Below are 26,280 nucleotides of genomic sequence, written 5' to 3'. Positions count from 1 at the left end.
AATGAGCCGGAAGCCAGTAGCGATCCCTCGTCACCCGATCTTGAACTTGCTGTAAGCCTCGCTCGTGCAAATGATCACATGCTCGGCACAGCCGTTGGTCCGGTGCGGGTCGCAGAGATGTTCATAGTCTGACGATGTCATCATCTCGATGAAGGCTGCGACGGAGGGATAATAAACGAGCGCCAGATAGTCCCACTGTTGATGGTCCGCTTCGCCGAGCGCGACGGCTTTGGCGTCGCCGGTCCACAGCAATGTGCCGCCGCGTGCCTTGATCATCGGCACGGTCAGCGCGCTGTAACGCAGATAGGCGTCCCAGCCCGATCCGTCGCCATCGAGCGAGCGCTCGCGGAATCGCATCAGGTTGACCATGACGATCGGGCCCTGATGCTCCAGCTCTTTGAGCCCCTTGATGTTCAAGAGATCGACACCCATGCACAATCTCCTGTTTCAACTGGTGGTAAGCAGATGAGCGCACAGCGCGGTTAAGCCTCGGGATCGACATCGTCCAGGAACGTCGCTGTGGGAACGAAGAACAGCGTCCCCGTCACCGCGCGGCTGAAATCCAGCAAATGGTCGTAAGTGCCCGGCGGGTTGCCGATGAACATGTTCTCCAGCATCTTCTCAATGCGCTGCGGGGAACGGGCGTAACCGATGAAATAGGTGCCGAACTCACCTTTGCCCACTTCGCCGAACGGCATGTTGTCGCGCAGGATTTGAAGCTGCTCGCCGTTCTCTTCAATCGACGTCAGGACGTTGTGCGCATACGGCTTCTTCTCGGAATCGCGCTGTTCGATATCGGACAGCTTGTGCCGGCCGATGATGTTCTCCTGTTCCTCGACGGGCACCTTGTTCCATCGCGCGACGTCGTGCAGATATTTTTGCACGATCACGTAGCTGCCTCCGGTAAAGCCGGGGTCTTCATCGCCGACAAGGGTGGCCGCGTCAGCGGCCTGACCGAGAGGGTTTTCAGTTCCGTCAACAAAGCCGATCAGATCGCGGTCGTCGAAGAATTTGAAGCCATGCACCTCATCCACGGCCGAAACCGCGCCGGCGAGCCGCGACATGATATGCGTCGCCAGCTCGAAACAGAGATCCATGCTCGCCGCACGGATGTGAAAGAGGATGTCGCCGGGTGTCGAAACGGCGGTATGCACGCCGCGAATTTCGCGAAACGGATGCAAGTCTTTTGGACTCGGCGCTCCGAACACCCGACTCCAGGCGTCAGAGCCGAACCCCATGATGCAGGACAACTGCCCATTAAGATTGCGGAATCCCACGCCGCGCAGCAGGCTCGACAGGTCGCCGCACAAGCCACGAACCGCCTTCTCGGGGGCCGGTCCGGGATTGATCGTCACGACCAGGAATATCGCCGCCCGCGTCAGCCTGGCAGCGACCGACTGGGACACGGGAGCCGGCAAGCTTGAAACCATGTTCGATCCATTCGATATCCGTTGCGTCACGTATCTTTCGCACGACGAAAGACAAGATGCACCGTTGCCCTATTGCCGGCTGACATGCTTTGCCGGCAGCTTACCGCCGTTCCACTTGCCGTCGATCGCGCGCTCGATCTGCGCGGCCAGTTGCAGCAGCAGGCCGTCATTGGCCTGACGCGTCTGCGCCTGAATGCCGAGCGGCAGTCCGTTCTCCTGCGCCGCCAGCGGCAGCGAGATGCCGGGGATACCGCACAGATTGGCGAGCGGCGTATAGGCGAAGTTCTTCCACAGATTGGCGAACCAGTCATGCACCGACGGATTGGTGCTGGTGGTGAGATATTCCGATGTGCCGACCTTTGGCGTCGGCTTGGCGGTGATCGGCGTCAGAATGATGTCGTAGCGCTCGAAGAACGCGCCGAAAGCGCGCGACGTCGTGTTGAACACGGCCTGCATCGCGTTGCGCTCGGTATAGGACGTGTTCAGCCCGCTCTCCCAGATCTTGATGTTGATCGGCTCCAGCAGATCGGTGGTCGGTTTATTCAAACCGAGCCGCGCCAGATGACCGGCGATCACCTGCGCGAAATTGCTGATGTAGCAGGTCGTCTGCGCGGCGAACGCGTTGCGGAAATCCACCTCCGGCAATGCCCATTCCACGTGATGGCCGAGCCCTTCGAGCATTTTGCCGACACGCTCCAGCTCCACAACGAAATGCGGCGGCGCTTTGTAGTCGCCCCACTCATGCGACAGCGCGATGCGTAGCTTGCCCGGGTCGCGCTTGATCAACTCGCTATAGGACTCGGCCGGCGACCAGAACGGCATGAATTCGCCAGGAGCGCCGCCGCGGCAATTGTCGACGAAGGCTGCGGTGTCGCGCACGCTGCGGCTCACGCAGCCCTGGATCGAGACCAACCCGGAGAGATCCGACAGCGCGGGCGCCAGCGAATAGACGCCGCGCGAGACCTTCAGACCGATCAGGCCGTTCACACCTGCGGGAATGCGGATCGAACCACCGCCATCCGTGGCGTGGGAGATCGGCAGCACGCCGGCCGCGACCATCGCCGCAGAGCCGGCGGAGGAGCCACAAGTGGTGTAGTCGGTGTCCCAGGGATTGCGGGTGACATAGAGCTTGTTCTCGGCAGAACTGCAGACGCCGAATTCCGGCGTGGTACTGCGGCCAATGATGTTGAGCCCGGCGCCCCGGATCTTGCCGGTCAGGAAGCTGTCCTGCGCGGGGCGATGCCCCTGCATGATCATGGAGCCGAATTCCTGCAGCCGTCCCTTCAGGGTCGGGCCGAGGTCCTTCATGAGGTACGGAACGCCAGCGAACGCACCCTCGGCATTCATACCGTCCTTGGCAGGATCGGCAACGACGTCGTCGAACACTTCGACGACGGCATCGAGCGCGGGATTGGTCCTGGCGATGCCGGCCGCGGCCTGCGCCGCCAGATCGGCCGGCGTCAGGTCGCCCTTGCGCACGCGCGCGGCCAGCGCCACGGCGTCGTGTTTGGCCCATTCGTCCCAGCTCATCGCCAATGTCATGTCGCACGTCCAATTCGAGATTCGGTTGGTGCGAGCCTAGACCGGATGGCGGTTTTTTCGGAAGCCGTGGCAGGTGCCCTGAGCGCGCGGCAGACGCAGGGCAGACCAGCGTGCGGAATGGCGATTGCCGCCACCCGCCACCGGCGGCGAATTCCGACCGAATGTCGCCCTGCGGCACCATAGCCGGGCCGCCGGCGCCCCGGGTACCGCCTCGCTCACCCGGCTACGCGCCGCTCTCGTCAGTTTGCCGAGAACGGCAGAGAATACGGCCGTCCGAACGGGACCCCGCCGCGCACGGTCTGGACCGCCTTCAGATAGGCCTTGCCGGTGCGGGGCTTGTTCGAGGTGTCGAGCAGTTCGACCGGGCCTTCGACGAGTTCGAGAATGGCCACGTCCGCGGGCGCACCGACCTGCAGCGTGCCGAGCTTGGGCACACGGTTGATGACATTGGCCGGCTTGATCGTGGCGGCCGCGATCACCTGATCGAGCGAGAAACCGAGCGCGAGAAACTTGCTGAGCACCCAGGGCAGATACGGCCGGCTCGGTGTGTTCGCCGCGGCCACATGGACGTCGCTGGAAATCGTATCAAACACGAGCCCCTGCTGGATCGCCTCCTCGGCAATGTCATAGTCGAAGCTGCCGGCGCCATGGCCGACATCGATGATGACGCCGCGCTTCTTGGCTTCCAGCAGCGCCGGAAGCACCTTGCCGTTCTGCACCGTGTTGTTGCCGAGTGCGCTGTAGGGATGAGTCAGAATATCGCCGGGACGCAGCGTATCGACCAGCACCGACAGATCGCCCGGTGCATTGCCGATGTGGCACATCACCCGCCCCTTGGTGCCCGAGCGTTCGACGGCCAGAATGGCGCGTTTCAGCGGTTCGATGCCGTTGTTGCCGACGAATGCCAGCGTCTCGCGCACCTTGGCGCCGAGCACGAGATCGGGATTTTCCGCAATCGTGCGCGCCGCGGCATCGACATTGGCGTAATCGATATTCAGCAACTCGCCGACGGGAAAGCCCGCAAGGCCGATGGTCGAGATGTGCACGAAGGCAAACAGCCGGCTGCGCGAATGTCCGACGACATCGCGCTTGAATCCTGCAAATGTGTTGGCGCCGGCATCTCCGGCGCTGACATAGGTCGTCGTCGCCGAGAACGGCACAAGCTCGTCGGGCGGAATGCCGATCGCCGACCCATAGGGATAGACATGGGTGTGAAGATCGACGAGGCCGGGCGTCACCAGCTTGCCTTTGGCATCGATGCTCTGCTTTGCGCGCTCCGCTGGAATGCTCGGCTCAACGGCGGCGACCTGCCCGAACTTGATGCCGATATCGCGAATGCCGCGCAGATTCTGGCTGGGGTCGATGACCTCGCCGCCCCGGATTACGAGATCGAAATTCTCGGTGGGCTGCTGGCCGAACGTCCCCCCGGATCCGCCAAGCGACCCAAGCATGGCCGCGCCACCTGCCAACACATCACGTCGTGAAATCTTAGCCACCGATATCTCCGCCCCTGAACCAAAGTCCTGTCAGGCGAAGATAGTGGTCGGAACTCGAAATGTGTTTTCGTTGATTTTGCTTTCACGGCGCTTTTGAACTCCGCCGCGATCAAACAGGAGCAACAGATAGTCGCTGCGATGATTTAATGAGGGTCGCGACAATGTCGACCGAAAGCTTTCACAGGAATCCGGCGCTGCGGCATGCGCCGCCTCGCCTCGCCTAGCCGCAATTCCAGATTGGTCCGATCGGGGTTCGCGTCCAGCATGGGCCCATGCTGCCGCCATTGTACTGGCCGCGATAGAAACCGGGCCGGCCGAAATAATACTTCTCGCCGTCGGACCAGCGGTAATAGACCGGGGTACGGTCGATATACCAATGGCGCCGGTCGCGTTTGGCCATACGCAGGTCCGCGCGCTTCTGCATGAACAGCGGAACGCTGTTATTCAGCGGCTGGTGATAGCCCGGCAGGAAGCCGTAGCCCTTCCATTGCGGCGGCTTCTTCTTGACCGGCGCCGCCAGCGCAGCGGCGGAGGTAAGCGACAGGACGAGAGCAATCGATAGACACATGAATCGCGACATGCCCACAGCATAGAGATTTGGCGCGCGGGCAGCCATTCAAATTCAGGTGGGTCGGATGGATTCCTCAGGGCATCCCCGTGACGTTGTGTCTCCGTCGTGATACCTTGACGCCATGAAAACCAAGCCCCTTGCCGATATCCTGGAACGCGTCGAGACGTGGCCGCCACATGTGCAGGACGAGCTGGCGGCCTATGCCCGCGAGCTTGAAGCCGGCGTGAAGGGGGACGCGTATCAGCCAACGCCGGAAGAACTTGCCGGCATCGATCGCGGATTGCGGGCTGCCGATGCTGGCCGGTTTGCCACCGTGACTGATGTCGAAGCCGCCTTCGCCAAATTCCGCCGCTGATGAAGGTCGTCTATACAGACGAAGCTCTCACAGACATCGATCAGATTGCTGACTGGCTTATCGCCCATTATCCGGCGATCGCCCCCACTGTCGGACGGCGTATCCAGGCTGTCGTCGCGCGCATCGCACGATGGCCAGACAGTGCCCGCCTCGTTCCCGATCGCCCGCATGTTCGCGCCGCGCCGCTCGGCCGCTATCCTTATGTCGTCTTCTATCGCGTGACAGCAGACACGATTGAAATCCTCCACGTCCACCATGCAGCGCGACAATTGCCCGACGACAACGAGAAAATATAGCGAAACACCTCCGATCGCTGCGACGCGATCCCCGATCAGTTTCTGCTCATGTTGATGGTGACGTTCCGGATGTCGCCTTCGGACGATATCGAGAAAGACTGCTTGTTGCCGCGCGTCGAGAGCGACAGGCTGGCCGAGAAGCCCGGCGCATCGATGACGGCCGAGATGAGGCCGCCGGACTCCCTGCCCGCGATGCTTCCGCTGATTCCGCGACTGGTTTCGCTCCATGTGCCGGCGATGGTCCCATCCTGGCTGACCACGTCGCTGTTGAGATCGAAGCGGTAGCTGTCGCTCGCGCAACGCAAGCTCTGCAGGAGCCGCCTTTCGCCATTGCTGACCTGGTATGTCGCCTTGCAGCGAAGCCGCTCCTTGGATCCGTCGGACAGCGAGATTGCTCCTGCGCCTGCCCAGGATCCGGTAAGGCCTGTGAACGGCAGCGACTGCGCCGCCGCCGAACCTGAGGCGGCGACGAGCAGGATCGACACCAGCGCAAGCCGGCGGGGCGAAACGATCTTGCGAAGCATAGAAAGTCTCATGAGGTCACTCCTGTTTCAGCACGCATGTGCCGGGTTTGAACGTCGCATCGCGCATCAGTTGCCGCTTGCGACTTGCCGCGTGATTGCTGTGTGTGACGCCGCCACGGAATCCTGATCGTCGGAGGGCGGCGATTTCGACCAGAGACGGTTGCCCCGCGCCCTCTCATAACCGTACTGGAACAGCGCGCGCATATAGGCGGTGTCGAAGCCGGACATCGGCGATGGCGGTCGATCGCCCTCGATATAGGTCAGATTGAATCCGAACTTGTTGCGGCGGGCGAAGGCATAGGTGTTGTAAAGGATGGACCGTGTCTGAATCTTCGTCACAGTCGATGACGCCCGCGCAGCGATTTCGATGGTGGAATTGGGAATGACCTGAAATTCCCGTTCGATCTTGTTGTTGATCAGGACGTAGAGTTGCAGCTTCTCTGCTTTGGCGAATGTGGCGTCGCGCAGCAGGAAGGCCTCCGGCAATGTCAGGACAGGCGCGGTGACGCCGCCATCGACATGCATCTCCTCGAAGCGCTTGCCGTTCGCCTCCGCGGTCACCAGCATCGGCGGAAACACCACGGGCAGACTCGCCGAAGCCGCGACAACATCCCGGAACAGGTTCAGTGCTTCGGGCGTACGCAGCGAAGCGATCCGTCCCATGTCCCAGATGGCGGTCCGCTGGGAGTCCAGGTTGGTCGTGACGACGAACAGCATCCGCCCCTTCGCGTGTTCGGCTGCGACAGCCGCGACGAAGGTCTCGTCGATATACTTCGCCACCAGCTCGCGCAGCCGCGTATTGCCGAACAGGCCCGAACCAAAGATCGCATTGAACGGATTGGGTGCATCGAGCAAGCTCGCGGCGACGCCGCTGGTGTAGACGTCACGCAAGGTCGCGTCATAGTCGGGACCGAGAAACGCGAAGGGCGCGATCAGTGCGCCGGTGCTCACACCGGAGACCATCGAGAACGACGGGCGCGTCCCCGCCTCGGTCCAGCCGTTGAGCACGCCGGCGCCATAGGCGCCGTCCGCCCCGCCTCCCGACAGCGCCAGATAGGTTCGAGGCCCCCGCAACGCGACCTGGTTCTGACCGCTTCGGAATGTCGAGGCCGGTTCGTCCGCATAACGGCGCAGGTCCGTAAGATCGAGGACGCGCGCACTGGATGCATCCGCGGCGCTATGCGGCGTCCGTGGCAGTGACGAACATCCGGCGACCAGAAGGCTCAGCGCCGCAGCGACAAGCAACGAAACCGACGGCCGCCAACGATAGCCACGCATGACATGTTCGGTCAGGAGAGCGCTCACGGGTTCGACGCCCCGTCCATAGAACCGCGTCGCTGGGCGACCTGAAGGGATGCCGCCGCGGGTTGAGCGACGAGTTCGAGGTAGTCCCGGTGGATCGCCTGGACGGTCGTGCGCTCGTCGAACTTGACCCGCCAACTGCTCGGCGAGCCGCGGCCCACGATGACTCCCTGGCGATCGCCGTATTTGGGATGCCGCTCACGACCGAGAACGCTCATCCGGACACGGGCACCACGGAACAGTCGCGGCGGCGATGCGTCACTATCCGCATTCATCATGCAGCCCTCGCCCGGTCGGGCGCCTGATGGGCAATCAGTTTCGCTTTCGCTGTGGCCACGGTTTCGATCAGCTTGCGTCGCCGATCTGCAGTGCCGGCCACATCGGCTGGCAACGGAGACATCATTTTGAAAGCACTATGCATTTGACCGCGCGTGTTAAGTGAGCAATCACTCACTATTATTGACTGACTCAAAAGTCAATAGCACCCCTGCAAGGGATCGATTATCCTGCCCCCATGAATGCTGAGCTGAAGAAGCGCGCCCGACGAAAAGCGGAACGACCGATCGAGATCCTCGACGCGGCCTTCGAGGAATTCGCCAAAAACGGCTATGCGGCGACCCGGCTGGAGGATGTCGCCGCCCGCGCGTCCGTCACCAAGGGCACGATCTATTTCTATTTCGAAACCAAGGAGCGCGTGTTCGACGAGATGATCCGATACAAGTCCCAGGCGTTCTTTCCCGAACTGGAAAGCTATGCCGGGACACTGGAAGGATCATACAACGCACGCCTGCGTGCGCTCATGGTCTTCGTGTATCGCAAGATTGCCGAGGACAGACCTTTCCGCGAAACACTCCGCTTCCTGATCGCCGACGGCTCCCGCTTCCCCGACCTCGTGGACCGGCACTATGACGAGTTCATGCGGCCGGTTATCGACCAGTTCCGGATGGTGATCGAGGCGGGAGTCGCGGCTGGTGAATTCCGCCCGTCGCAGGCAAGCACATTCACCGAAATCGTGATGAGCCCGGCGCTGCTGTTGACCGTGTGGTCACTGTTGTTTGGAACGCGAAGGCAGATCGACGTCGCGGTCTTCACCGATGCCAGTATCGACCTGCTGATGCGAGGAATCGATACGTCACGTTAGCCCGGGCGTGAGCTTAGGTCCTCAAAACGTCGGCGGCGTGCACGCACTGATCACTTCGCAGGGTTTCGCGCCGACGCAGCGAAAGCGATGCGGACGGCGGCTTTCGAAATAATAGGCGTCGCCGGGATCGAGGATGCGGCGCTCCTCGTCGACGGTCACTTCCAGCCGGCCCGACACCACAATGCCGCCCTCCTCGCCGTCATGCACCAGCGGCACCCGTCCGGTGTCGCTGCCCGGCTCGTAGCGCTCCTTCAGGATCTGCAGGCTGCGGCCAAACAAATTATCGCCAACCTGACGATAGGAGATTGGCGTCTTGCCGATTTCGGTCAGCTCATCCGAGCGGTAGAATGCCTTGCGCGGCCGGTCCGGCTCGATGGCGAAGAAGTCGGCGAGCCCCATCGGAATGCCATCGAGAATACGCTTGAGCGCGCCGACCGACGGGTTCATCTGGTTGGACTCGATCAGCGAGATCGTCGAATTGGTCACGCCCGCGCGCTTGGCCAGTTCACGCTGCGACAGCTTGTGACGCCCGCGCACGAAGCGCAGCCGTTCGCCTAGATCGATGGTCACGCCAAATCCCTGTTGCGAGTGTTTCGGATCGAACAAATATGACCCGGCCTATTCAATAAAATCAACAGGTTAATCAGATCGAGAAAAGGACTTGTTGCATTCGGGCGAACATGATCCAGATGCTGAATCAGCCAAGGGAGCCGCGCCGTGACCGTTCATCAGATTCCGAACACGCTACAACTCGAGTCGTTCTGGATGCCGTTCACGGCCAACCGCCAGTTCAAGGCGGCGCCGCGCATGTTCGCGTCTGCGCAGGGCATGTATTACACCACCGAAGACGGCCGCAAGGTGATCGACGGATCGGCTGGCCTCTGGTGCACCAATGCCGGCCACGGCCGCCGCGAGATCGCCAGTGCCGTTGAGAAGCAGCTCACCACCCTCGACTTCGCCCCCGCATTCCAGATGGGCCATCCGCTCGCCTTCGAATTCGCCAATCGTCTGGCCGAGATCGCACCCGCCGGCCTCGACCGCATCTTCTTCACCAATTCCGGTTCGGAGTCGGGCGATACCGCGCTGAAGATCGCGCTGGCCTATCATCGCGCCAACGGCCAGGCCTCGCGCACGCGCCTGATCGGCAGGGAGCGCGGCTATCACGGCGTCGGCTTCGGCGGCACCTCGGTCGGCGGCATGGTCAATAACCGCCGGGCCTTCTCGTCCGCCCAACTGCCCGGCACCGACCACATCCGCCACACCCACGATCTCGCACGCAACGCATTCTCCAAGGACCTCCCGGAGCACGGCGCCGAACTCGCCGACGACGTCGAGCGTCTGGTCGCGCTGCATGGCGCCGACACCATTGCCGCCGTCATCGTCGAGCCGGTGCCCGGTTCGACCGGCGTGCTGCCGCCGCCGAAGGGCTACCTGCAGCGTCTGCGCGAGCTCTGCACCAAGCACGGCATCCTGTTGATCTTCGACGAAGTCATCACCGGTTTCGGCCGTCTCGGCACGCCGTTCGCCGCAAATTATTTCGGCGTGACGCCGGACCTGATGACCACCGCGAAAGGCATCACCAACGGCACCGTGCCCTGCGGCGCCGTGTTCGCCAGCCGCAAGATCTATGACGGGCTGATGACCGGACCGGAAAGCCAGATCGAGCTGTTCCATGGCTACACCTATTCGGCGCATCCGGTCGCCTGCGCCGCGGGCATCGCGACGCTGGACATCTACAAGAGCGAAGGACTGCTGACGCGCGGTGCCTCGCTGTCCGACTACTGGCGCGATAGCCTGCACGCGCTCAAGGACCTGCCCAATGTCATCGACATCCGCAATTGCGGCCTGATGGGCGCCGTCGAACTTGCCCCCCGCAAGGATGCACCGGCTGCGCGCGGCTATGACGTCATGGTCGACTGCTTCAACCGCGGCCTCTATCTGCGCCAGAGCGGCGACGCCTTCGCGATGTCGCCGCCCTTGATCGTCGAGAAGAACCAGATCGACGAAATCGTTTCGATCCTGAGCGACGCCATCAAGCGCGTCGCCTGAGCCGACACCTCGTCTGATCCCACATGGCCCGGAGGAAGCGCCTGCTTCATCCGGGCCTTGTTGTTCAAGAGATCCGGCTGTCGATCAGCTTGCGCTGCCATGCGCCCGCGCGCACATCCGTGTCACATGATCCACGCTCATCACCGGCGTCGGCGCAACGGTGTCGCTCGAACCTGCGCTGGTCGTCCATGAGAGACCGCCGAGCGACGCCATGACAGGCGCTATGGCAAAACGCGACATCATCGCGACATTCACCATCGCTGGCACGTCGACGCGGGGATGGCTGACGATCGCGTCCACGATCAGGCCGAAGGCGGCCAGTCCCAGTGTTCGCTTGCGAGATCTAATTGAGGTCTTGCGGAATTGGATCGGCATCGCGGGCTCATTGGCTTGAGGATGCGCACGCACCAAGGTCGGAGTGCGCCGACGCGTCGACGTCGCGCGCCATTTTAGCGATCAACTGTGACCATCCGGTCTGATGCCGCGAACAACAAAGCTCGCAACCGATCACGTCGCGAAGAGTCGCCCGATATCGGTCATCACATCTTCATGAGGACGGGCAAGCTACATAGGAGAAGCTGACCCGGCGTGGCCCGGATAGAGCCGTTGCGAAATCCGGGAGCTTTGCAAGGCTACTCTGAACTACGGCTCCGGTCGCCCATACCCGAACAGGTGCGCGGCATCTCGCACCTTGACCAAAGCATGCATACACAACACCATACAACTTCAGCGAGGTTGCCTACCGGCCAACTGCCGAGCGTCCACCATGAGGTCTTGTCGTCTTGCCCAGCCCGCCGCATGCGTTTCACACACCGCAAACATCCTACACAAAGGATGATCTGCTCAGGTCGAGCGAGGGCGGCTATTTCGGTCCGGGCAATGCACAGTTGCCCGCACCGCCGATGCTGATGATGGATCGGATCACAGAAATCACCCTGAATGGCGGCGAATTCGGCAAGGGCCAGATCGTCGGCCAGCTGGACATCACCCCGAGCCTTTGGTTCTTCACGTGCCATGCCCTCGGCGACCCGGTGATGCCAGCATCTCTCGGTCTAGACGCCATGTGGCAGATGATCGGCTATTGGCTTGGCTGGTCGGGCTCGCCAGGCAAAGGGCGAGCCATCGGCGTTGGCGAGGTGACGCTCAGCGGGCATGTCACGCCAGAAATCAAACGCGTGCGCTATGAGGTGGATATGCGTCAGGTGAGACGCGGCAAACTGACTCTCGGAATTGCGAATGGCCGCGTGCTTGCCGATGACACATGTGTCTACGTCGCGAAGGATATGCGCGTTAGTCTGGTGACGCCCGCGGACTGAGCTGAGCAAGCGTAGGACGGGTTGAGCCCTTCGCGAAATTCATCACGGCGCGTCACGCGACAGTGATGGCGCCGCTTCGCTCCTGCCATCCTATGCGCTCTCGAAATTGGTCGTCGAATTCGGGGGGACCAAACTCGACGCGAGCGCGGTCTTTTTTTGATGGTCAGGCCACGCCGGTCGAGGAACTTCCAGAGCGTGCCGATGGCGGCCTTCACGCCGCGCTCCTCAGGCAGCTCGCCTGCATTTCGGCCAGCGTGATGTCGCGGTCGGCGTCGATCAAGCCTTGCAGATAGGCCCCGTGCGGGTCGAGCTTCGCGCCCTGAGGCTGACCCAGCAGCCCCTCGCCTTGCGCTCCCTGGTTTCCCGCGCCCGGCGCACCCAGATGATCGCCGCATATCGGTCATCACATCTTCACGAGGACGAGACCTCGGACGCGACGAGCAACCGCCGGGCTTCGTGTCATCCGGACAGCGTCTCGATCACCCGGCAGTCACTGACCCTGCCATGACTGCACTCTTCCACCATGCGCTTCAATTCTCCGCGTAACGCGGTGAGTTGCGCGATCCGGCGCTCGACGTCCGACAAGTGCCGGCGCGTGATCCGATCGACCTCTGCGCAAGACTGATCGGGTCCCTCGCTCAGGGTCAGCAATTCGGCGATATCGGCGATCTCGAAACCGAGCTCGCGGGCGTGCCGGATGAAATTCAGGCGGGCGACATCCTCCGGCCGATAGCGGCGCTGCTTTCCCTCCGTCCTCGTGGGCGCGGCCAGAAGGCCAATCCCCTCGTAGTAACGGATCGTCGGCACCTTGATGCCCGTCAGACGCGACGCTTCTCCGATTGCGTAATCCATTTTTCCCTTGAACCTCTAGTCGCTAGAGATTGTACGCTTGTCTCACATTGAGAGGAAGCCGATGTCCGACAAGACCTGTTGCACCACCGACACCTGCTGCGAGCCGCCGCCCATCGATTTTTCGAAGGCGAACGCGAAGCCTGTCTCCCCGGCGGCCTGCGAGACCGAGGCATGTGGTTGCTCCGGCGGCGTTCCGGTCTTCGACGGCGTCGATCCCCGCTACAAGCGCGTGCTGTGGACGGTCATTGCCATCAACGGCATCATGTTTCTTGTCGAGATGATCGCGGGACAAATCGCGGGATCGCAGGCGCTGAAAGCGGATGCGCTCGACTTCCTCGGCGATACCGTCACTTACGGGCTGAGCCTCGCGGTCATCGGCACCGGCATCAGGACGCGGGCAACGGCGGCTTTGTTCAAGGGCCTTTCGCTCAGCGTCATGGCTCTATGGGTGTTCGGTTCGACCGTCTACCACACGCTTATCCTGGGCGTTCCAAGTGCCGAGGTCATGGGCGCGATCGGCTTCCTGGCGCTGGCAGCCAACCTCGCCTCGGTGCTGCTGCTGATGCGTTACAAGGACGGCGATGCCAATGTGCGCTCTGTCTGGCTGTGTTCCCGCAACGACGCCATTGGCAATGTCATTGTCATGTTCGCAGCCCTGGGAGTCTGGGGCTCGTCGAGTGCGTGGCCGGATCTGGCGGTGGCCGCCGTGATGGCCTTCATCTTTCTCTCCTCCTCGGTGCAGATACTCCGTCAGGCCTGGGCTGAATATTCCGAACAGCCCGCGCGCGCCGGTGTTTCAGGGCGTTCCTGAGTCTGACATGCCATCTCTTCATCGCCGGCATCCTCGCCCCGCGGCGACAATTCTGAAAATAATCCTTGACGCCAATCCATTCCAGTATATATTCCCATCCATCCCGCTCCACTTGAGGGAGCGTTACCGGGACGCCGACTGGCGCGGGGCGGGATGTGGCGCCTGCGGGCGGGAGGAAGACGTTTCCTCACGCACTCGGGAGGCCTTGGGTCACCGTCCGGCCCCACTACGGGGGTCTGCCACTCATTCTGGCTGGACGTGGCATTGGTGAACGGCGGGAAACCGTCGGGATCAGCGGAGTGCGGAGCTCTGCGCCTTTGCCCGGAAGAACGGTCCCGGGGACAGAAATCGCCACGGTGGAGCGTCGAAAGGCGTTTCCGCGGCCTCTGCTGTCCGGCGATCCGGACACTACGCTGCGGCACTGTACCCAAGTCGCGCCTTTCGGCGCTTCATCTCCCTCATTTGCGAGGGAGACCATCGGGACTGCCACTCACGCGCTCAGGCGCGGGCAAGAACGGCGCACGCTCGTCCCTCACCTGCATCACAGTAATCAACAACGTCATCACGGGAGGTCACATGCTCCTTGGTCACAAGCATCCTGGTCACATGCATCCGCGCCTCACATCGACAAATTCCACGCTGCGGCAGCAGACGTTAGCGGCCTTTCGTCTACTTTCCCCGTTACCGTGCGATGCGGTAGCCTGCATGCGGGACTCTGCATCCCGCGACATCCGTCGCGGCGCAGAACGGGCAGACAACAAGAAGAACGGTCTGCGATCCGAGGCAGGCGCTACGGCGCTCCCGCCGCCTTGGAGCGCGCCGGCAGTCGAGGAAATGAAATGATGAAGAGCTTCGTCCGCGCCGCGAGCGTGATCGCCGTGATGGCCGCCTGCGCCGGCAGCGCCGAGACTGCCTTTGCGCAGAGCTGGCCGAACCGGCCGATCCGCATGGTCGTGCCCTATACGCCGGGTGGCTATACCGATCTGATGGCGCGCCTCGTTTCCGAAAAGATGTCGGCGGCGCTGGGCCAGCCGATCGTCATCGAGAACAAGCCGGGCGCGAATGCCGCCATCGGCACCGACGCCGTCGCCAAGGCAGCCCCCGACGGCTACACCTTCGGCACCGTGATCGCAGCGCATTCGGTGAATCCGACGCTCAATCCGAAGCTGCCCTATGATGCGATGAAGGACTTCACTTACGTGTCGCTGACTTCGGTCGCGCCGCTGATTTTGATCGCGACGCCGTCACTGCCTGCCAAGGACATGAAGGAGTTCATCGCACTCGCCAAGGCGAAACCCGGCTCGCTGAACTTCGCCTCGTCAGGCATCGGCTCGGCGGCGCATCTGACCATGGAAATGCTGAAGAGCCGCGAAGGCATCAATCTGCAGCACATTCCCTACAAGGGCACGTCCGGCGCGCTGCAGGATACGGTCGGCGGCCAGATCAATGTGATGTTCGACGTCATCGGCCCGCTGATGTCGCAGGTGAAGTCCGGCAATGCCAAGGCGCTCGCCGTCGCCGCCAAGGAGCGCGTCCCGGCGGCCGGCGACGTGCCGACCATGGCGGAAGCCGGCGTGCCGGATTTCGTCTCCGGCACCTGGTCCGGCATCATCGCGCCCGCAGGCACACCGAAGGAGATCGTCGATCGCGTAGCCGCGGAGGCAAAGAAGGCGCTCACCGATCCCGACCTGAAGAAGAAGCTCGACGATCAGGGCATCGTCCCCATGGGCACCACCCCGGATGAATTCCGCGCCTTCGTCACCGACGAAATCGCACGCTGGAAGAAGGTGATTACGGACGCCGGGATCAAGATGGAGCAGTAAGTACATAACTCGTCATTCCGGGGCGTGCTGATCTGCGAAGCAGACCGGCGCGCTCCCGGAATGACAGAGCCGCCCTCACCCTTCGCTGCGCGTTTTCAGAATCGCCAGATGCACGAAATGCAGCTTTCCCCTCACCGCCTGTGTGAGATGAAACGGATAGGCGTCGCTCATGCCCATCGAACGATTGAGTTCGTTCATGCTGTAGGACACAGCATCCCACAACGACAGCAGCGCTTCGAAGTCACGCTCGAGATAGGGATCGTCCAGCGTATGGCGCGATCGTTCGTCCAGTGACAGCGGCAGCGAAGACGCGGTGTCCAGCGTCGAGACGATGTGCAGGAAATGCGCAAAGGTCTCGGCCCAGTCTTCCCACGGATGCGATGTCGCATATTCGCTGATGAAGGCGTCGCTATTCCACGAGCGATCGGCGCGATTGTGATAGGCCGCGAGTGCCTCGCCATAGTCGCGCGTTTCATCGCCGAAGATCATCCGGAACGGACCGATGAGCTGCGACTGATCGACCAGCGCTTCCCAGTAAAAATGCCCGACCTCGTGGCGGAAATGCCCGAGCAGCGTTCGATACGGCTCGCGAAACGCGGCGCGGCGCGCCTCGCGCTCGGCATCGTCAGCTTCCGAGAGGTTCATCGTGATCAGCCCTGACAAATGCCCGGTCATGATCGGATGTCCGGCGGTCTCATCCGAGAGAATGTCGAACGCGATATGCGCGCCGCTCGAAACGGCAAGGGGCAGTCTGAGCCGCATCAGGTCGTAGGTCAGACGCCGCTTGGCCTGTTCAACCCGCTTCCAGAGCGCGACATTGCGATCGGATACCAGATTGGGAATCGTGCGCGTAAGCCGGCAGGACGGACAGAACGGATCGCTGTCATCCGTGGCCCAGTTGCAGGCGATCAGATCGCGATTGGCACAGGATATGGCCAACGCGGCACTGACGACATTGGACTGCGCGGTGTCGAAGATCAGCGCCTCGCCGCATTGCACGCAATCGCTCTGCTCGAAGAAGACGCGTGTCTGGCAATTGGGGCAGATCAGTTGTTTCATGGATGAAGTCTAACCCAAAACGGCCGGGATGGTTCAACGCGCTCGCAACATTCGCCGCCCGGCCGTGCCTGTCATGCGCGATGCCGGCATGCAGGAATGGCGCTTGAGAGATCTGCCCAAATCGCGCTTCAATCCCGGCGTTCAAAAGAACCAATAAAAATCAAACCGGGAGGCCATCATGAAGACGCTCGCAGGTGCCGTCTGCGCTCTGACGCTATTTGCAGGTAGCGCGCAAGCGCAGACCGTCAAGGATTTTCTGGCGCAGGTCATGGTCAAGTGGACCGCCCCCTTCGAGCCTTTTCAATTGATCGACAACATCTATTACGTCGGCACCGATGGCATCGCGGTCTATCTCATCAAGACGTCGGACGGGCTGATCCTGATGGACACGGGCGTCCCGCAATCGACGAGCATGATCAAGGAGCACATCGCAAAGCTCGGTTTCAAGGAAGCCGATATCAAGATCATCCTCAACAGCCATGCCCATTTCGATCACACTGGCGGTTTTGCGGAGATCAAGAAGGACACCGGCGCGCAACTGATCGCAGGCCTACGGGACAAGCCGTTGCTCGAAAGCGGCACCTATCCGGGCGATGAAAAGAACACCGATATCGGTTTCCCGCCGGTCAAGGTGGATCGCACCGTCACCGAAGGCGATAAGGTCACGCTCGGCGGCACCACGCTGACAGCGCATGCAACGCCCGGCCATTCGCCGGGCTGCACGAGCTGGGAAATGACCGTGAAGGACGGCAGCGAGAACCGTGAGGTCCTGTTCTTCTGCAGCGGCACCGTGGCGCTGAACCGGCTTGTCGGCAATCCAACCCATGCCGGCATCGTCGACGATTATCGGTCGACCTATGCCAAGGCCAAGGCCATGAAAATCGACGTGCTGCTCGGACCGCATCCGGAAGTCTATGGCATGCAGGCCAAGCGCGCGGCGATGAAGGACGGCGCGCCGAATCCGTTCGTGAAACAAGGCGAGCTTGCCGCTTACGCTGCAACACTCGAACAGGATTTCGACAAGCAGCTCGCCAAGCAAACGGCTGCGCTGCAAAGCGGCAAATAGCGACTGCCAGCCGCGGCGAGCGATTTGTCGCAAGCCGCGGCAGTTGTCGGCGATTGCGGTCGGCTGGTAGTTTTGCGCATCAGATGAGGTGCGCCCATGGAACTCGCCTGCCCCTGCAACGCCGTGAAGCTCAGGATTTCAGCCGACCCCATCGCCCATTTCTGGTGCCACTGCGCCGACTGCCAAACCGTCCACGGCGCGGCCTATGTGGCCGAGGCCGTCTATCCGGCTGACGGCGTTGAAGTCGTACAAGGCGACACGACGTCGTTCGCACTGAAGACGACCCCGCGCCTCAGCTGCGCAAAGTGTGCCACGCGGCTGATTATCGAGCTCGACGGGATCGGCATGCGCAGCATCAACGGCTATCTGCTCGGGGACGCGTTCAAGCCGAGCCTGCATATCAATTGCAGCGAGGCGATCGCTCCAGTCCGCGACGGCCTGCCACATTACGCGGCCATGCCGGCTGCGTTCGGCGGCGACGACCGGCTGGTCGACTGGTAGGACGCCGAGGTTTTTCCTCGCTAGGGCAGCGCCAGCAGGCCTCCAGCAACAATCATGGTCGCCAGCGCCGACAGCGCCAGCGACCAGTGGATCCCGATCATGCTGCCGACGACGCCGACTGAGATGCCGCTGAAGGCGCGCAAGCCCAGGCTCGCCATATTGAACAGACCGATGACGCGGCCGCGCTTGTCCAGGGGTGCATCGAGCTGCACAAGGCTCTGTGCCATGGCGTTGAACGACAATTCGAGGAATCCCGCCGCAAACAGGAACACCAGCGCAATGGCGTAGTGACCGGTCAGCGCGAAGATCGCCAACGCACCGCACCAGAGCAGCGCCAGAATGATCGCCGTACGCGGCTTCGGCGCCAGCAATTGCCTGCCCTCCAGCGCCAGGCCGGCAAGCAGGCCACCGGCTGCGTCAGCCGCCAGCAGCATGCTGTAGGACATGCCGGGATCGCCATGGCCGAGATCACTGGCAAAGCCCGGCATCTGTGAACTATAGGCGTTGCCGACGAAGAACGATGCCGCGCCGGCCAGCGCGATCATGGAGACGATCACCGGCCGGTGGCGAACGTCGCGCATGGTCTGGACGATGTCCGCGAAGCCACGCACGGCGCGCTGAGGCGCGGGCGCGCCGGTGCGAAAACGTGGACCATAGGGCGCCTTGATCAGCCACAGCACCAGCGGCAGATAGAAAATGGTGTTGAGCATGATGCCATAGGCCGGGCCCAGCGCGAGCAGGATCACGCCGCCGACCGCAGGCCCGACCATGACGCCGAGATAGCGCGCCATCGCGTTCAGACGCACCGCGCTCGGCAAGTCGGCGGAACCGACGACGTCGTAGAGCAGCATCTGGTTCGGTGTCTGCCACAGCACGCCAGCACAGCCATGAATCACCAGCAGCACCATCGCCTGCCACATCTGCAGTGTGTCAGTGATGAAGAAATAGCCCCAGCCCAGCGATGCCAGAATGAACAGCACCATGCCGCACTGGATCACGCGCCGCGGGTCGAACCGCTCCGCCAGCGCGCCAGACGTGACCGAGAACAGCAGGAACGGCAGCCAGTGCGAGACGATGGCAAACCCGCCGAGCGCAGGTGACTGGAATTTCTGAAACACCACCCAGTAGCTGATCACATGCTCGATATTGTCGGCCATCATGGCCAGCACATAGGTGATGAACTGGGCGCGGAATCCCGGGTGATGCAGCGCCGCGAAGGATCGTTTGGTGGGCGATGCGCCGACGGCCTGCGTTGGGGTGTCGCTCATCGGGAGGGGAATCTTCGCAAGCAGGAGAATCCCGCCATCGGCAGCGACGGCGGTGCGGAGTCGTTACATCGCATGTCTTCGCCCGGCACAAGGCGGCTTCCGGCATAGGACGCCTCGCCATCTTGCATGCAATTGCATTCATCCCTACCTGTCCCCGGCAACCATCAACCCTGCCCCTTTTCCGGAGCCAGCCTGACATGACCGACGCCCCCTACACGCCTCCCAAAGTCTGGACCTGGGACAAGGAAAACGGCGGCAAATTTGCCTCGACCAACCGGCCCATCGCCGGCCCCACCCATAAGAAGGAGCTCCCGGTCGGCAAACATCCGTTCCAGCTCTATTCGCTGGCGACGCCGAACGGCCAGAAGGTCACGATCATGTTCGAGGAACTGCTCGCTGCCAGCCATACAGGCGCGGAATACGATGCCTGGCTGATCCGGATCGACGGCAACCAGTTCGGTTCGGGTTTCGTCGATGTGAACCCTAATTCCAAGATTCCAGCCCTGATCGACCGCAGCGGCGACAAGCCGTTTCGCGTGTTCGAATCCGGCGCGATCCTGGTGCATCTCGCCGAGAAATTCGGCGCCTTCCTTCCAAACGGCGGCCCGGAACGCGCCGAGTGCCTGTCCTGGCTGTTCTGGCAGATGGGCAGCGCCCCCTTCCTCGGCGGCGGCTTCGGCCACTTCTATGCCTATGCGCCGACCAAGATCGAATACGCCATCGACCGCTACGCCATGGAGACGAAACGTCAGCTCGACGTGCTGGACCGTCGCCTCGCCGATAACGAGTATCTCGCCGGCAAGGATTATACGATCGCCGATATGGCGGTGTTCCCCTGGTATGGCGGCCTCGCAGAGAATGCGATCTATGGCGATGCCGGCACTTTCCTCGATGTGCAGAGCTACAAGAACCTGCAGCGCTGGACCAGGACCATCGCGGCACGACCTGCCGTGAAGCGCGGTCGCATGGTCAATCGCACCTCGGGCGACCCTGCCGGCCAGTTGCGCGAACGCCATGACGCCAGCGACTTCGACACGAAGACTCAGGACAAGCTCGAAGCGAAGAGCTGAGACGAAGACTTCGAGTTGACGTCGCTTCAGCCCGGAATCGAAAAGCCCCGCGCGAGCGGGGCTTTTGCACGTCTGGATGCGTGAGGCAGCAGCCTCAGCCCTTCATGCACTTGTTAACCGATGAGGTCTTGGCGGCGCCGGCCAGTGGCTTGCCCTCGGCGCTCTTGGCGTTGTCCTCGCAGCACTTCTTCATGAAGCTCTTCTTGGCAGCGCCCGCGAGCGGCTTGCCGTCGCCGCTGACGGCGTTGCAGGATTGCGCCATTGCGGGCGCAGCACTGAACAGGCTCAAGAGAACGAGGACAGACAGACGTTTCATGGACCGACTCCCGGTTTGTTGGAGCTGCAGCCTAGCGCAACCACGGGCTCTCGCAAGACCGGCTATGCATCACGTGCCTACCGCTTAAACGCTATGTCGCGGCGCAGCGATTTCGCCGCGCACAGAGGCAACGCCCATCTCGAAACTGTCAGCGATGCGGCGCGCGCGGATCATGAAGGCCTCGGTGACCTCAGCCGGAAATATCTCGCGCGCGGTCTGTTCGAACAGCAAAAGCCAGCGATCGAAATGTTCGCCCTTCAGCGGCAGCACGAGATGTGGACGCATAGGCCGGCCATTGTAGCGGCCGGTCTTCAGCATCATCGACGACCAGAAATCGCTGATCTGCGCGATGTGATGATCCCAGTCGGTCACGGCGCTGTTGAAGATCGGCCCCAGCAAATCATCCTCGCGGGCACGGCCGTAAAAGGTCTGCACCAGAAGCGCGATATTTTCTTCATTCAGGGAGGGCTGGAAGCTGGTGAAGCCGATTTCGGAGGTCTGCGTCATGCGCCCTGATGTAGGCGACGGCGGCCAGCTCGGCAACCGCCATCGCCCGAAATCCGTTCTGCAATTGATCCAGCGCAAGCTCAGTTGCGACGACCCGCCGTCTGCGTCCGTTCCATCAGGTCCCCTTCCGAGCGAACGCCATAAAACGCCTGCAGGAGCATCCCCCGACGCAACTTCCCGGGTGTGATGGAGCGGCACCCAGAATTCTTATAGAGCTGCCGAACTCCTCGGAGAGACCGTCCGGTGTCGCATTCGCCAACACGCGGTACTCTCCGGCTTTTTGCGATAGGATGACGCTGATAACCGTGCCCCGAAACCGCAAGGACACCTTCACTTGCCCGAAGCTCTCCTCTCCGCCCGCTCCGGCGAGTTTCCGACCTTTGAAACCTCGGATTTCGCGGGCGAAGGCTCGTTCTACTTCGACCTCGTACGACTGGAGGACCGCGACGACATCCCGCGCGGTTTCCTGCACCGGCACAACTACTACCATCTGCTCTGGATGACCCGGGCGAGCGGCACGCACACACTCGACTTCGCGCATTTCGACGTGCGCGACCACTCAGTGTTCTTTCTTTCGCCGGGCCAGGTCCATGCCTGGACGTCATCGGTCAAGCCTCACGGCTACGTGCTGAACTTCAGCACCGACTTCTTCGCGCGGATGTTTCCGCGCGCCGAAGATGTCGCGAAACTTCCGTTCTTCCACCCTGCGCGCGGCAACAGCGCGCTCTATCTCACGCAGGCCCAGCATGACGGCATGCTGCCACTGCTCTGCGAGATGGAGCGTGAGGCACGCGATCGCCAGCCGGGATTTCCCGATGTGGTGCGGGCCAGCCTGCTGATCCTGCTCACGCGCCTGCGCCGTGTGTGCCCCGACAACGAGCCCGCCGGTGGCGTTGGTCCACACCAGGCGCTCGCGCGCCGTTTCGCGATGCTGGTGGAAACGCACTACCTGCGCTTCGGTACCATCGGCCAGTACGCCGAGGCGCTTGGCGTGAGCGAGCGCCAGCTCAACGATGCGGTCAAGCGCACTGTGGCGCGCACGGCCAGCCAGGTGGTGCAGGAGCGCGTGGTCCTCGAAGCCAAGCGCTGGCTCAGCAACACCGAAACGGGCATCGCCGAGATCGCGTTCCGCCTCAATATCGAGGATCCGGCCTACTTCGCGCGCTTCTTCAAGAAGCAGACCGGCCTCACGCCGGGCGACTTCCGGAGGAAGCATTGCCGTCCACTGGACTGACACGCGAAAAAGTCCAACACAACGTCTGATCCGTCCTAGCGCCGTCGCCGCGCGGCTGCATAGAGTGTCCCGCATGGACGCCTGACCGGGCGCTGCCATCGCCACCTGCGCGTTTGTATGCGCAGGTCGGCATGGCATGACGCCCACCGCCACGACCGCCCCGCATCTGCGGAGCGCGCCGTCGGCAGGACATAAAAACAAGAGGCAGAGGAAACAAAATGCACAAAGCAATCATCCCGTTGCGGAGCCTCGTCGTGGCCGCAGCATTGGCCCTCACCTCAGTCAGCGCGATGGCCGATTATCCAGAACGTCCCCTGCGCGTGATCGTGCCGTTCGCCGCCGGTGGTGCCACCGACGTGATCGCGCGCACCGTGGCGCAAGCCATGTCGGTACGGCTCGGCCAGTCGATCGTGGTGGAAAACAAGGCCGGCGCCAACGGCAATATCGGCGGTGCCGCGGCGGCGCGCTCGGAGCCCGACGGCTATACGCTGCTGATGGCCACATCGAGCCACGCGATCAATGCATCGCTCTACCAGAAGCTCAGCTACAGCCTCACGCGCGATTTCGCGGCCTTGTCAAACCTGGCGTCGGTGCCCCTGCTGCTGGTGGTGCACCCGTCGGTGCCGGTCAATTCGGTGAGCGAACTCGCCGCTTACGCCAAGGCCAATGCCGCGAGCGTCAACTATGCATCGGGCGGCGTGGGCACCGCGTCCCATCTGTCCGGCGAGCAATTCAGCACACTGGCTGGTGCGAAGATCACGCACGTCGCTTACAAGGGCGGCGCGCAGGCGCTCAACGATATGATCGGCGGCCAAGTGCAGATCATGTTCGCCAACCTGCCCGAAGTTCTCTCTCTGGTGCAGAGTGGCAAGCTCAAGGCGCTGGCGGTGACGGGCAGCACGCGTCACGCCGCCTTGCCCGACGTGCCCGCTTTCTCAGAAACGCCGTTCCCCGGCATGAACGCGCGCTCGTGGTTCGGCCTGTTCGCACCGGCCGGCACGCCCCCCGCTATCGTCGAGAAGCTTGCGCAGACCATTGTTCAGAGCGTGGCTGACCCCGCTGTCCAGGAGCGGCTCAAAGGGCTCGGCGCCGACCCCGTCGGCGACGATCGGGCGACATTCCAGAAATACGTGAACGACGAGGTGGCGCGCTGGGCCGTGCTTGTCGCGCAGTCCGGCGCCACCGCCGAATGACCCTATTGATCCGCCACCGCTCGAGGAAACCCCATGCTGCTTGACGTTCGCACCTACACCTGCCGCCCCGGCACGATCAAGAAACACTTGGCGCTATATGCCGAGCACGGCTACGAGATCCAGAGCCGCCATTTGGGCAAGCCGCTGGCTTACATGCAAACAGAGACAGGCAACGTCAACAGCTACATGCACATCTGGGTTTATGACAGCGCAGCCGATCGCGAGGCCAAGCGCCAGGCGCTGCAGAAGGACCCGGCCTGGGCCGACTACCTGAAGATCAGCGCCGAGGCCGCCTATCTCATCAGCCAGGACAACCAGCTGATGACGCCGGTATCGTTCTTCAAGCCGTAGGCGGACCTGTAGTCGCGGCATCTGACTGCCGAACCTATGATACGCCGCATTCTTGATGCTGCGCATCCCTTCTGTTCATCAGGTGGATGCCGCGCCTGCGAGCCCGGCAGTCGCCGAGCCTGCCAGCGCAAGCTCAGTTGCGATAGGACGGATCGACCCGGTCGAGCTTGCGGAGCAGCGCCGGCCACGCCAGTTCGCCACTGAGGCCCGGAACATTATCGCGCGGCTTCATGCGGTCATAGGTATCCTGCAGGACCTTCTGCGGCGGCGTGATGAGCTTGGTGTTGCACGACAGCGCTGCAACCTGAACCTGACAGGCCCGCTCCATCCGGAACAGCACGTTGAAAGCCGCGGCGATGGTCTCGCCGACCACCAGCAGGCCATGATTACGCAGCACCATCGCTTCGTGATTTCCGAGATGCGCAATCAGCCGTTCGCGCTCCTCGGGATTGTCGGCGATACCCTCGAAATCATGATAGGCGACATGAAGGAAGCGCATGCAGGTCTGCGCCACCGGCAGCAATCCGCATTCCATCGCCGATACGGCCATGCCGGCCACCGTATGAGTATGCGCGACGCAATCGACATCGTGACGCGCCATGTGGATGGCACTGTGGATCACAAAGCCCGCGGCATTCACGGCGTAGTCGGACGCGTTGAGCAGCGTGTTGCCGTCGAGGTCGATCTTGACGAGGCTCGACGCATCGATCTCCTCATAGAGCATCCCATAGGGATTGATCAGGAACTGATCTTCCGTTCCCGGCACGCGGCAGGAGATATGGTTGGCGATCATCTCGGTCATGCCGTACATCGCCGTGAGACGGTAGCAGGCCGCGAGATTGACGCGCGACTGCCATTCCTCGGGGCTGACCTGATCTTGCACCGAACGGACGACTTTCACGGCGGGTGAGCTGACGGCTGCATTCATTGATGTTCTCCCTTGATCTTGTTCACGCGGTCAGTCGACCGTGATGTTGGCTTCACGAATGAGTTTGCCCAGGCGGTCGCGCTCGCTCTTCACATGGGTCTCGAGTTCCGTCGGCGTCATCGGCCACGGCTGATTGCCGATGGGCTCCATTTTCTTTGCAAATTCCGGCGTCTTGACGATGCGGGTGATGGCAGCGCTGAGCCTGTCCAGAACTGGCTGCGGCGTACCCGCGGGCGCGAAGACTGCGAACCATGTCGCGCCGACGATCGAGGGAAATCCGAGCTCCTTGAAGGTCGGCACATCAGGCAATGGCGGAAGGCGCTCCTCGGACAAGACCGCCAGCGCGCGGTACATGCCCGCCTTGTGGTTTGGCACGGTATTGGTCAGCGCCTCCACATTGCTGTCGACGATGCCCGCAAGCAGGTCGTTCATCGCCGGCGCAGCACCGCGATAGTGTACATGCTGCAGCTTCACACCGAGTCCGCGGGCCACGATCTCACCCATGAGGTGCACGGTGCTGCCCGGTCCGTTGGTGGCATTGTTGACCTTGCTCGGATTGGCCAGCGCATAGGCACGAAACGCCGCGACGTCGGCGGCCGGAAAGTCCTTCTTCACGACGAAGGCAAACGGCACCTTCACGACCATCGCGACCGGCGCAAAGTCCTCGAGCTTGTATTTGATGGAGGCCAGCAGATGCGGGTTGGTCGTGAAGGTCGTCGCGCTGGCGAATAGAAGCGTGTAACCGTCCTTGTCGGCACCGGCCACGACTTGCGCACCGATCGATGTGCTGGCGCCGCCGCGATTCTCGATCACCACCTGCTTGCCGAGTTCGGTGCTGAGCTGTTCGGTGAGGATGCGCGCGACGATGTCGGTCGTTCCGCCGGGCGGAAATGGCACGACCATCGTGATGTTGCGCTCAGGATATTGCTGCGCCTGCCCTGGCGCTACGGCGAACAGCGATGCGGCAAGGATCGCGGCGATGGCAAACCATCGCCCCTTCTTGTTGTTGCTCACGTTTTCTCCCTTTGCGCCGGTCCATTGGGCTTTCGCCTGGAACGACATTTTCGGGAGAGGCTAAAACAAGAGCCCAGCCGATGCGACGACTAAATAAGCCGGCCAGCTATCGGATTACACGGGACGCGCAATCGACGAACGGGACGCGGCCGTCTCGGTGAATCAATGCACCGTGGCGTTCGAAAACAGGTTGATCACGACCTGATCCTTCCTGCCGACCGATAGCGGCTGCTCCATGCATTCCGGGGCAGTCAGCACCGCTTTC

At 62.3% G+C, this 26,280-nt stretch carries 30 protein-coding genes; 13 read left to right on the top strand and 17 right to left on the bottom strand.

The annotated features are described in order from the left end of the window. Positions 1-30: 30 nt before the first annotated feature. The 5 genes from LPB73_RS10555 to LPB73_RS10535 form a co-directional block, all read right to left on the bottom strand. Positions 31-432: a DUF1330 domain-containing protein gene (locus LPB73_RS10555; RefSeq protein WP_231080526.1), complete on the bottom strand. Its 402-nt coding sequence runs from the start codon at positions 430-432 to the stop codon at positions 31-33. A 50-nt stretch (positions 433-482) separates the two neighbouring features. Then, on the bottom strand, positions 483-1,430 hold the full coding sequence (locus LPB73_RS10550; RefSeq protein ID WP_231080525.1) for a Dyp-type peroxidase: 948 nt from the start codon (positions 1,428-1,430) through the stop codon (positions 483-485). A gap of 69 nt (positions 1,431-1,499) precedes the next feature. Beyond that, positions 1,500-2,972 (bottom strand): amidase, encoded by a 1,473-nt coding sequence (locus tag LPB73_RS10545; protein ID WP_231080524.1) that lies wholly within the window; start codon positions 2,970-2,972, stop codon positions 1,500-1,502. A gap of 239 nt (positions 2,973-3,211) precedes the next feature. After that, on the bottom strand, positions 3,212-4,468 hold the full coding sequence (locus LPB73_RS10540; RefSeq protein WP_231080523.1) for an amidohydrolase family protein: 1,257 nt from the start codon (positions 4,466-4,468) through the stop codon (positions 3,212-3,214). A 220-nt stretch (positions 4,469-4,688) separates the two neighbouring features. Further along, entirely contained in the window at positions 4,689-5,048 is a 360-nt protein-coding gene (locus LPB73_RS10535; protein ID WP_184519575.1) for a hypothetical protein, read from the bottom strand. Positions 5,049-5,160: 112 nt separating this feature from the next. Between LPB73_RS10535 and LPB73_RS10530 the strand changes: the two genes are divergently transcribed. After that, on the top strand, positions 5,161-5,394 hold the full coding sequence (locus LPB73_RS10530) for a hypothetical protein (protein ID WP_089264025.1): 234 nt from the start codon (positions 5,161-5,163) through the stop codon (positions 5,392-5,394). Beyond that, on the top strand, positions 5,394-5,690 hold the full coding sequence (locus LPB73_RS10525; protein ID WP_231080522.1) for a type II toxin-antitoxin system RelE/ParE family toxin: 297 nt from the start codon (positions 5,394-5,396) through the stop codon (positions 5,688-5,690). The genes LPB73_RS10530 and LPB73_RS10525 overlap by 1 nt, the downstream gene beginning before the upstream one ends. 35 nt (positions 5,691-5,725) lie before the next feature. Here the strand turns inward: LPB73_RS10525 and LPB73_RS10520 are convergent, their stop codons facing one another. From LPB73_RS10520 to LPB73_RS10510, 3 genes are read right to left on the bottom strand one after another with little or no spacing between them, the layout of a single operon-like run. Then, entirely contained in the window at positions 5,726-6,226 is a 501-nt protein-coding gene (locus LPB73_RS10520; protein WP_231080521.1) for a hypothetical protein, read from the bottom strand. Positions 6,227-6,280: 54 nt separating this feature from the next. Continuing rightward, the gene (locus tag LPB73_RS10515) at positions 6,281-7,492 is read right to left on the bottom strand and encodes a patatin-like phospholipase family protein (RefSeq protein WP_231081126.1); all 1,212 of its coding nucleotides are present in this window, start codon (positions 7,490-7,492) and stop codon (positions 6,281-6,283) included. A gap of 23 nt (positions 7,493-7,515) precedes the next feature. Next, entirely contained in the window at positions 7,516-7,794 is a 279-nt protein-coding gene (locus LPB73_RS10510; RefSeq protein ID WP_231080520.1) for a hypothetical protein, read from the bottom strand. Positions 7,795-8,030: 236 nt separating this feature from the next. Here LPB73_RS10510 and LPB73_RS10505 point away from each other — a divergent pair, with 236 nt between their 5' ends. Next, complete coding sequence (locus LPB73_RS10505; RefSeq protein WP_120292463.1) at positions 8,031-8,657, top strand: TetR/AcrR family transcriptional regulator; 627 nt, start codon at positions 8,031-8,033, stop codon at positions 8,655-8,657. Between the two features lie 21 nt (positions 8,658-8,678). On the opposite strand, the gene LPB73_RS10500 is transcribed toward LPB73_RS10505, so the two are convergent. Next, positions 8,679-9,227 (bottom strand): cupin domain-containing protein, encoded by a 549-nt coding sequence (locus LPB73_RS10500; protein WP_089264656.1) that lies wholly within the window; start codon positions 9,225-9,227, stop codon positions 8,679-8,681. Between the two features lie 147 nt (positions 9,228-9,374). Here LPB73_RS10500 and LPB73_RS10495 point away from each other — a divergent pair, with 147 nt between their 5' ends. Beyond that, positions 9,375-10,706: an aspartate aminotransferase family protein gene (locus LPB73_RS10495; RefSeq protein WP_231080519.1), complete on the top strand. Its 1,332-nt coding sequence runs from the start codon at positions 9,375-9,377 to the stop codon at positions 10,704-10,706. 84 nt (positions 10,707-10,790) lie between these two features. Here the strand turns inward: LPB73_RS10495 and LPB73_RS10490 are convergent, their stop codons facing one another. Then, complete coding sequence (locus tag LPB73_RS10490) at positions 10,791-11,081, bottom strand: hypothetical protein (protein ID WP_231080518.1); 291 nt, start codon at positions 11,079-11,081, stop codon at positions 10,791-10,793. Between the two features lie 407 nt (positions 11,082-11,488). On the opposite strand from LPB73_RS10490, the gene fabA reads away from it, so the two are divergent. Beyond that, the gene (fabA, locus tag LPB73_RS10485) at positions 11,489-12,022 is read left to right on the top strand and encodes a bifunctional 3-hydroxydecanoyl-ACP dehydratase/trans-2-decenoyl-ACP isomerase (RefSeq protein WP_231080517.1); all 534 of its coding nucleotides are present in this window, start codon (positions 11,489-11,491) and stop codon (positions 12,020-12,022) included. 459 nt (positions 12,023-12,481) lie between these two features. On the opposite strand, the gene LPB73_RS10475 is transcribed toward fabA, so the two are convergent. Continuing rightward, positions 12,482-12,874 carry a MerR family transcriptional regulator gene (locus LPB73_RS10475; RefSeq protein ID WP_093758351.1) on the bottom strand — a complete coding sequence of 131 codons (393 nt, stop codon included), beginning with the start codon at positions 12,872-12,874 and terminating at the stop codon, positions 12,482-12,484. A gap of 61 nt (positions 12,875-12,935) precedes the next feature. Between LPB73_RS10475 and LPB73_RS10470 the strand changes: the two genes are divergently transcribed. Continuing rightward, complete coding sequence (locus LPB73_RS10470) at positions 12,936-13,685, top strand: cation transporter (protein WP_231080516.1); 750 nt, start codon at positions 12,936-12,938, stop codon at positions 13,683-13,685. A gap of 842 nt (positions 13,686-14,527) precedes the next feature. After that, positions 14,528-15,508, top strand: a complete 981-nt coding sequence (locus tag LPB73_RS10465) for a Bug family tripartite tricarboxylate transporter substrate binding protein (protein WP_231080515.1) — start codon at positions 14,528-14,530, stop codon at positions 15,506-15,508. A gap of 75 nt (positions 15,509-15,583) precedes the next feature. Here the strand turns inward: LPB73_RS10465 and LPB73_RS10460 are convergent, their stop codons facing one another. After that, positions 15,584-16,567 carry a zinc-binding metallopeptidase family protein gene (locus tag LPB73_RS10460; RefSeq protein WP_231080514.1) on the bottom strand — a complete coding sequence of 328 codons (984 nt, stop codon included), beginning with the start codon at positions 16,565-16,567 and terminating at the stop codon, positions 15,584-15,586. Positions 16,568-16,745: 178 nt separating this feature from the next. Here LPB73_RS10460 and blaBJP point away from each other — a divergent pair, with 178 nt between their 5' ends. After that, a complete protein-coding gene (gene blaBJP / locus LPB73_RS10455) occupies positions 16,746-17,633 on the top strand; it encodes a BJP family subclass B3 metallo-beta-lactamase (RefSeq protein ID WP_231080513.1) in 888 nt (295 codons plus the stop codon). A gap of 96 nt (positions 17,634-17,729) precedes the next feature. Beyond that, positions 17,730-18,134, top strand: coding sequence for a GFA family protein (locus tag LPB73_RS10450; protein ID WP_092143724.1), 405 nt, complete (start codon positions 17,730-17,732; stop codon positions 18,132-18,134). A gap of 20 nt (positions 18,135-18,154) precedes the next feature. Here the strand turns inward: LPB73_RS10450 and LPB73_RS10445 are convergent, their stop codons facing one another. Then, complete coding sequence (locus LPB73_RS10445) at positions 18,155-19,402, bottom strand: MFS transporter (RefSeq protein ID WP_231080512.1); 1,248 nt, start codon at positions 19,400-19,402, stop codon at positions 18,155-18,157. A gap of 197 nt (positions 19,403-19,599) precedes the next feature. Here LPB73_RS10445 and yghU point away from each other — a divergent pair, with 197 nt between their 5' ends. Beyond that, positions 19,600-20,472 (top strand): glutathione-dependent disulfide-bond oxidoreductase, encoded by an 873-nt coding sequence (gene yghU, locus LPB73_RS10440; protein WP_231080511.1) that lies wholly within the window; start codon positions 19,600-19,602, stop codon positions 20,470-20,472. Between the two features lie 94 nt (positions 20,473-20,566). Here yghU and LPB73_RS10435 read toward each other — a convergent pair whose 3' ends face one another. Together LPB73_RS10435 and LPB73_RS10430 are read right to left on the bottom strand one after the other, a co-directional pair. Next, complete coding sequence (locus LPB73_RS10435; protein WP_093758344.1) at positions 20,567-20,788, bottom strand: hypothetical protein; 222 nt, start codon at positions 20,786-20,788, stop codon at positions 20,567-20,569. A gap of 84 nt (positions 20,789-20,872) precedes the next feature. After that, complete coding sequence (locus LPB73_RS10430; protein WP_089264012.1) at positions 20,873-21,295, bottom strand: group III truncated hemoglobin; 423 nt, start codon at positions 21,293-21,295, stop codon at positions 20,873-20,875. A 334-nt stretch (positions 21,296-21,629) separates the two neighbouring features. Here LPB73_RS10430 and LPB73_RS10425 point away from each other — a divergent pair, with 334 nt between their 5' ends. The 3 genes from LPB73_RS10425 (at position 21,630) to LPB73_RS10415 (ending at position 24,073) form a co-directional block, all read left to right on the top strand. Next, positions 21,630-22,529 (top strand): helix-turn-helix domain-containing protein, encoded by a 900-nt coding sequence (locus LPB73_RS10425; RefSeq protein ID WP_089264011.1) that lies wholly within the window; start codon positions 21,630-21,632, stop codon positions 22,527-22,529. A 218-nt stretch (positions 22,530-22,747) separates the two neighbouring features. After that, the gene (locus LPB73_RS10420) at positions 22,748-23,722 is read left to right on the top strand and encodes a Bug family tripartite tricarboxylate transporter substrate binding protein (protein WP_089264010.1); all 975 of its coding nucleotides are present in this window, start codon (positions 22,748-22,750) and stop codon (positions 23,720-23,722) included. A gap of 33 nt (positions 23,723-23,755) precedes the next feature. Then, positions 23,756-24,073, top strand: coding sequence for an NIPSNAP family protein (locus LPB73_RS10415; RefSeq protein WP_231080510.1), 318 nt, complete (start codon positions 23,756-23,758; stop codon positions 24,071-24,073). Positions 24,074-24,206: 133 nt separating this feature from the next. Here LPB73_RS10415 and LPB73_RS10410 read toward each other — a convergent pair whose 3' ends face one another. Both LPB73_RS10410 and LPB73_RS10405 read right to left on the bottom strand, forming a co-directional pair. Next, a complete protein-coding gene (locus LPB73_RS10410) occupies positions 24,207-25,001 on the bottom strand; it encodes a class II aldolase/adducin family protein (protein ID WP_231080509.1) in 795 nt (264 codons plus the stop codon). 30 nt (positions 25,002-25,031) lie between these two features. Further along, positions 25,032-26,015 (bottom strand): Bug family tripartite tricarboxylate transporter substrate binding protein, encoded by a 984-nt coding sequence (locus LPB73_RS10405; protein ID WP_231080508.1) that lies wholly within the window; start codon positions 26,013-26,015, stop codon positions 25,032-25,034. Between the last annotated feature and the right edge of the window lie 265 nt (positions 26,016-26,280).

The sequence above is a fragment of the Tardiphaga sp. 37S4 genome (genome assembly GCF_021044645.1).
GTDB classification, from domain to species: domain Bacteria; phylum Pseudomonadota; class Alphaproteobacteria; order Rhizobiales; family Xanthobacteraceae; genus Tardiphaga; species Tardiphaga robiniae.
Note: the sequence above shows the minus strand (reverse complement) of the source record. Positions and strands in the feature narration are given on the sequence as shown.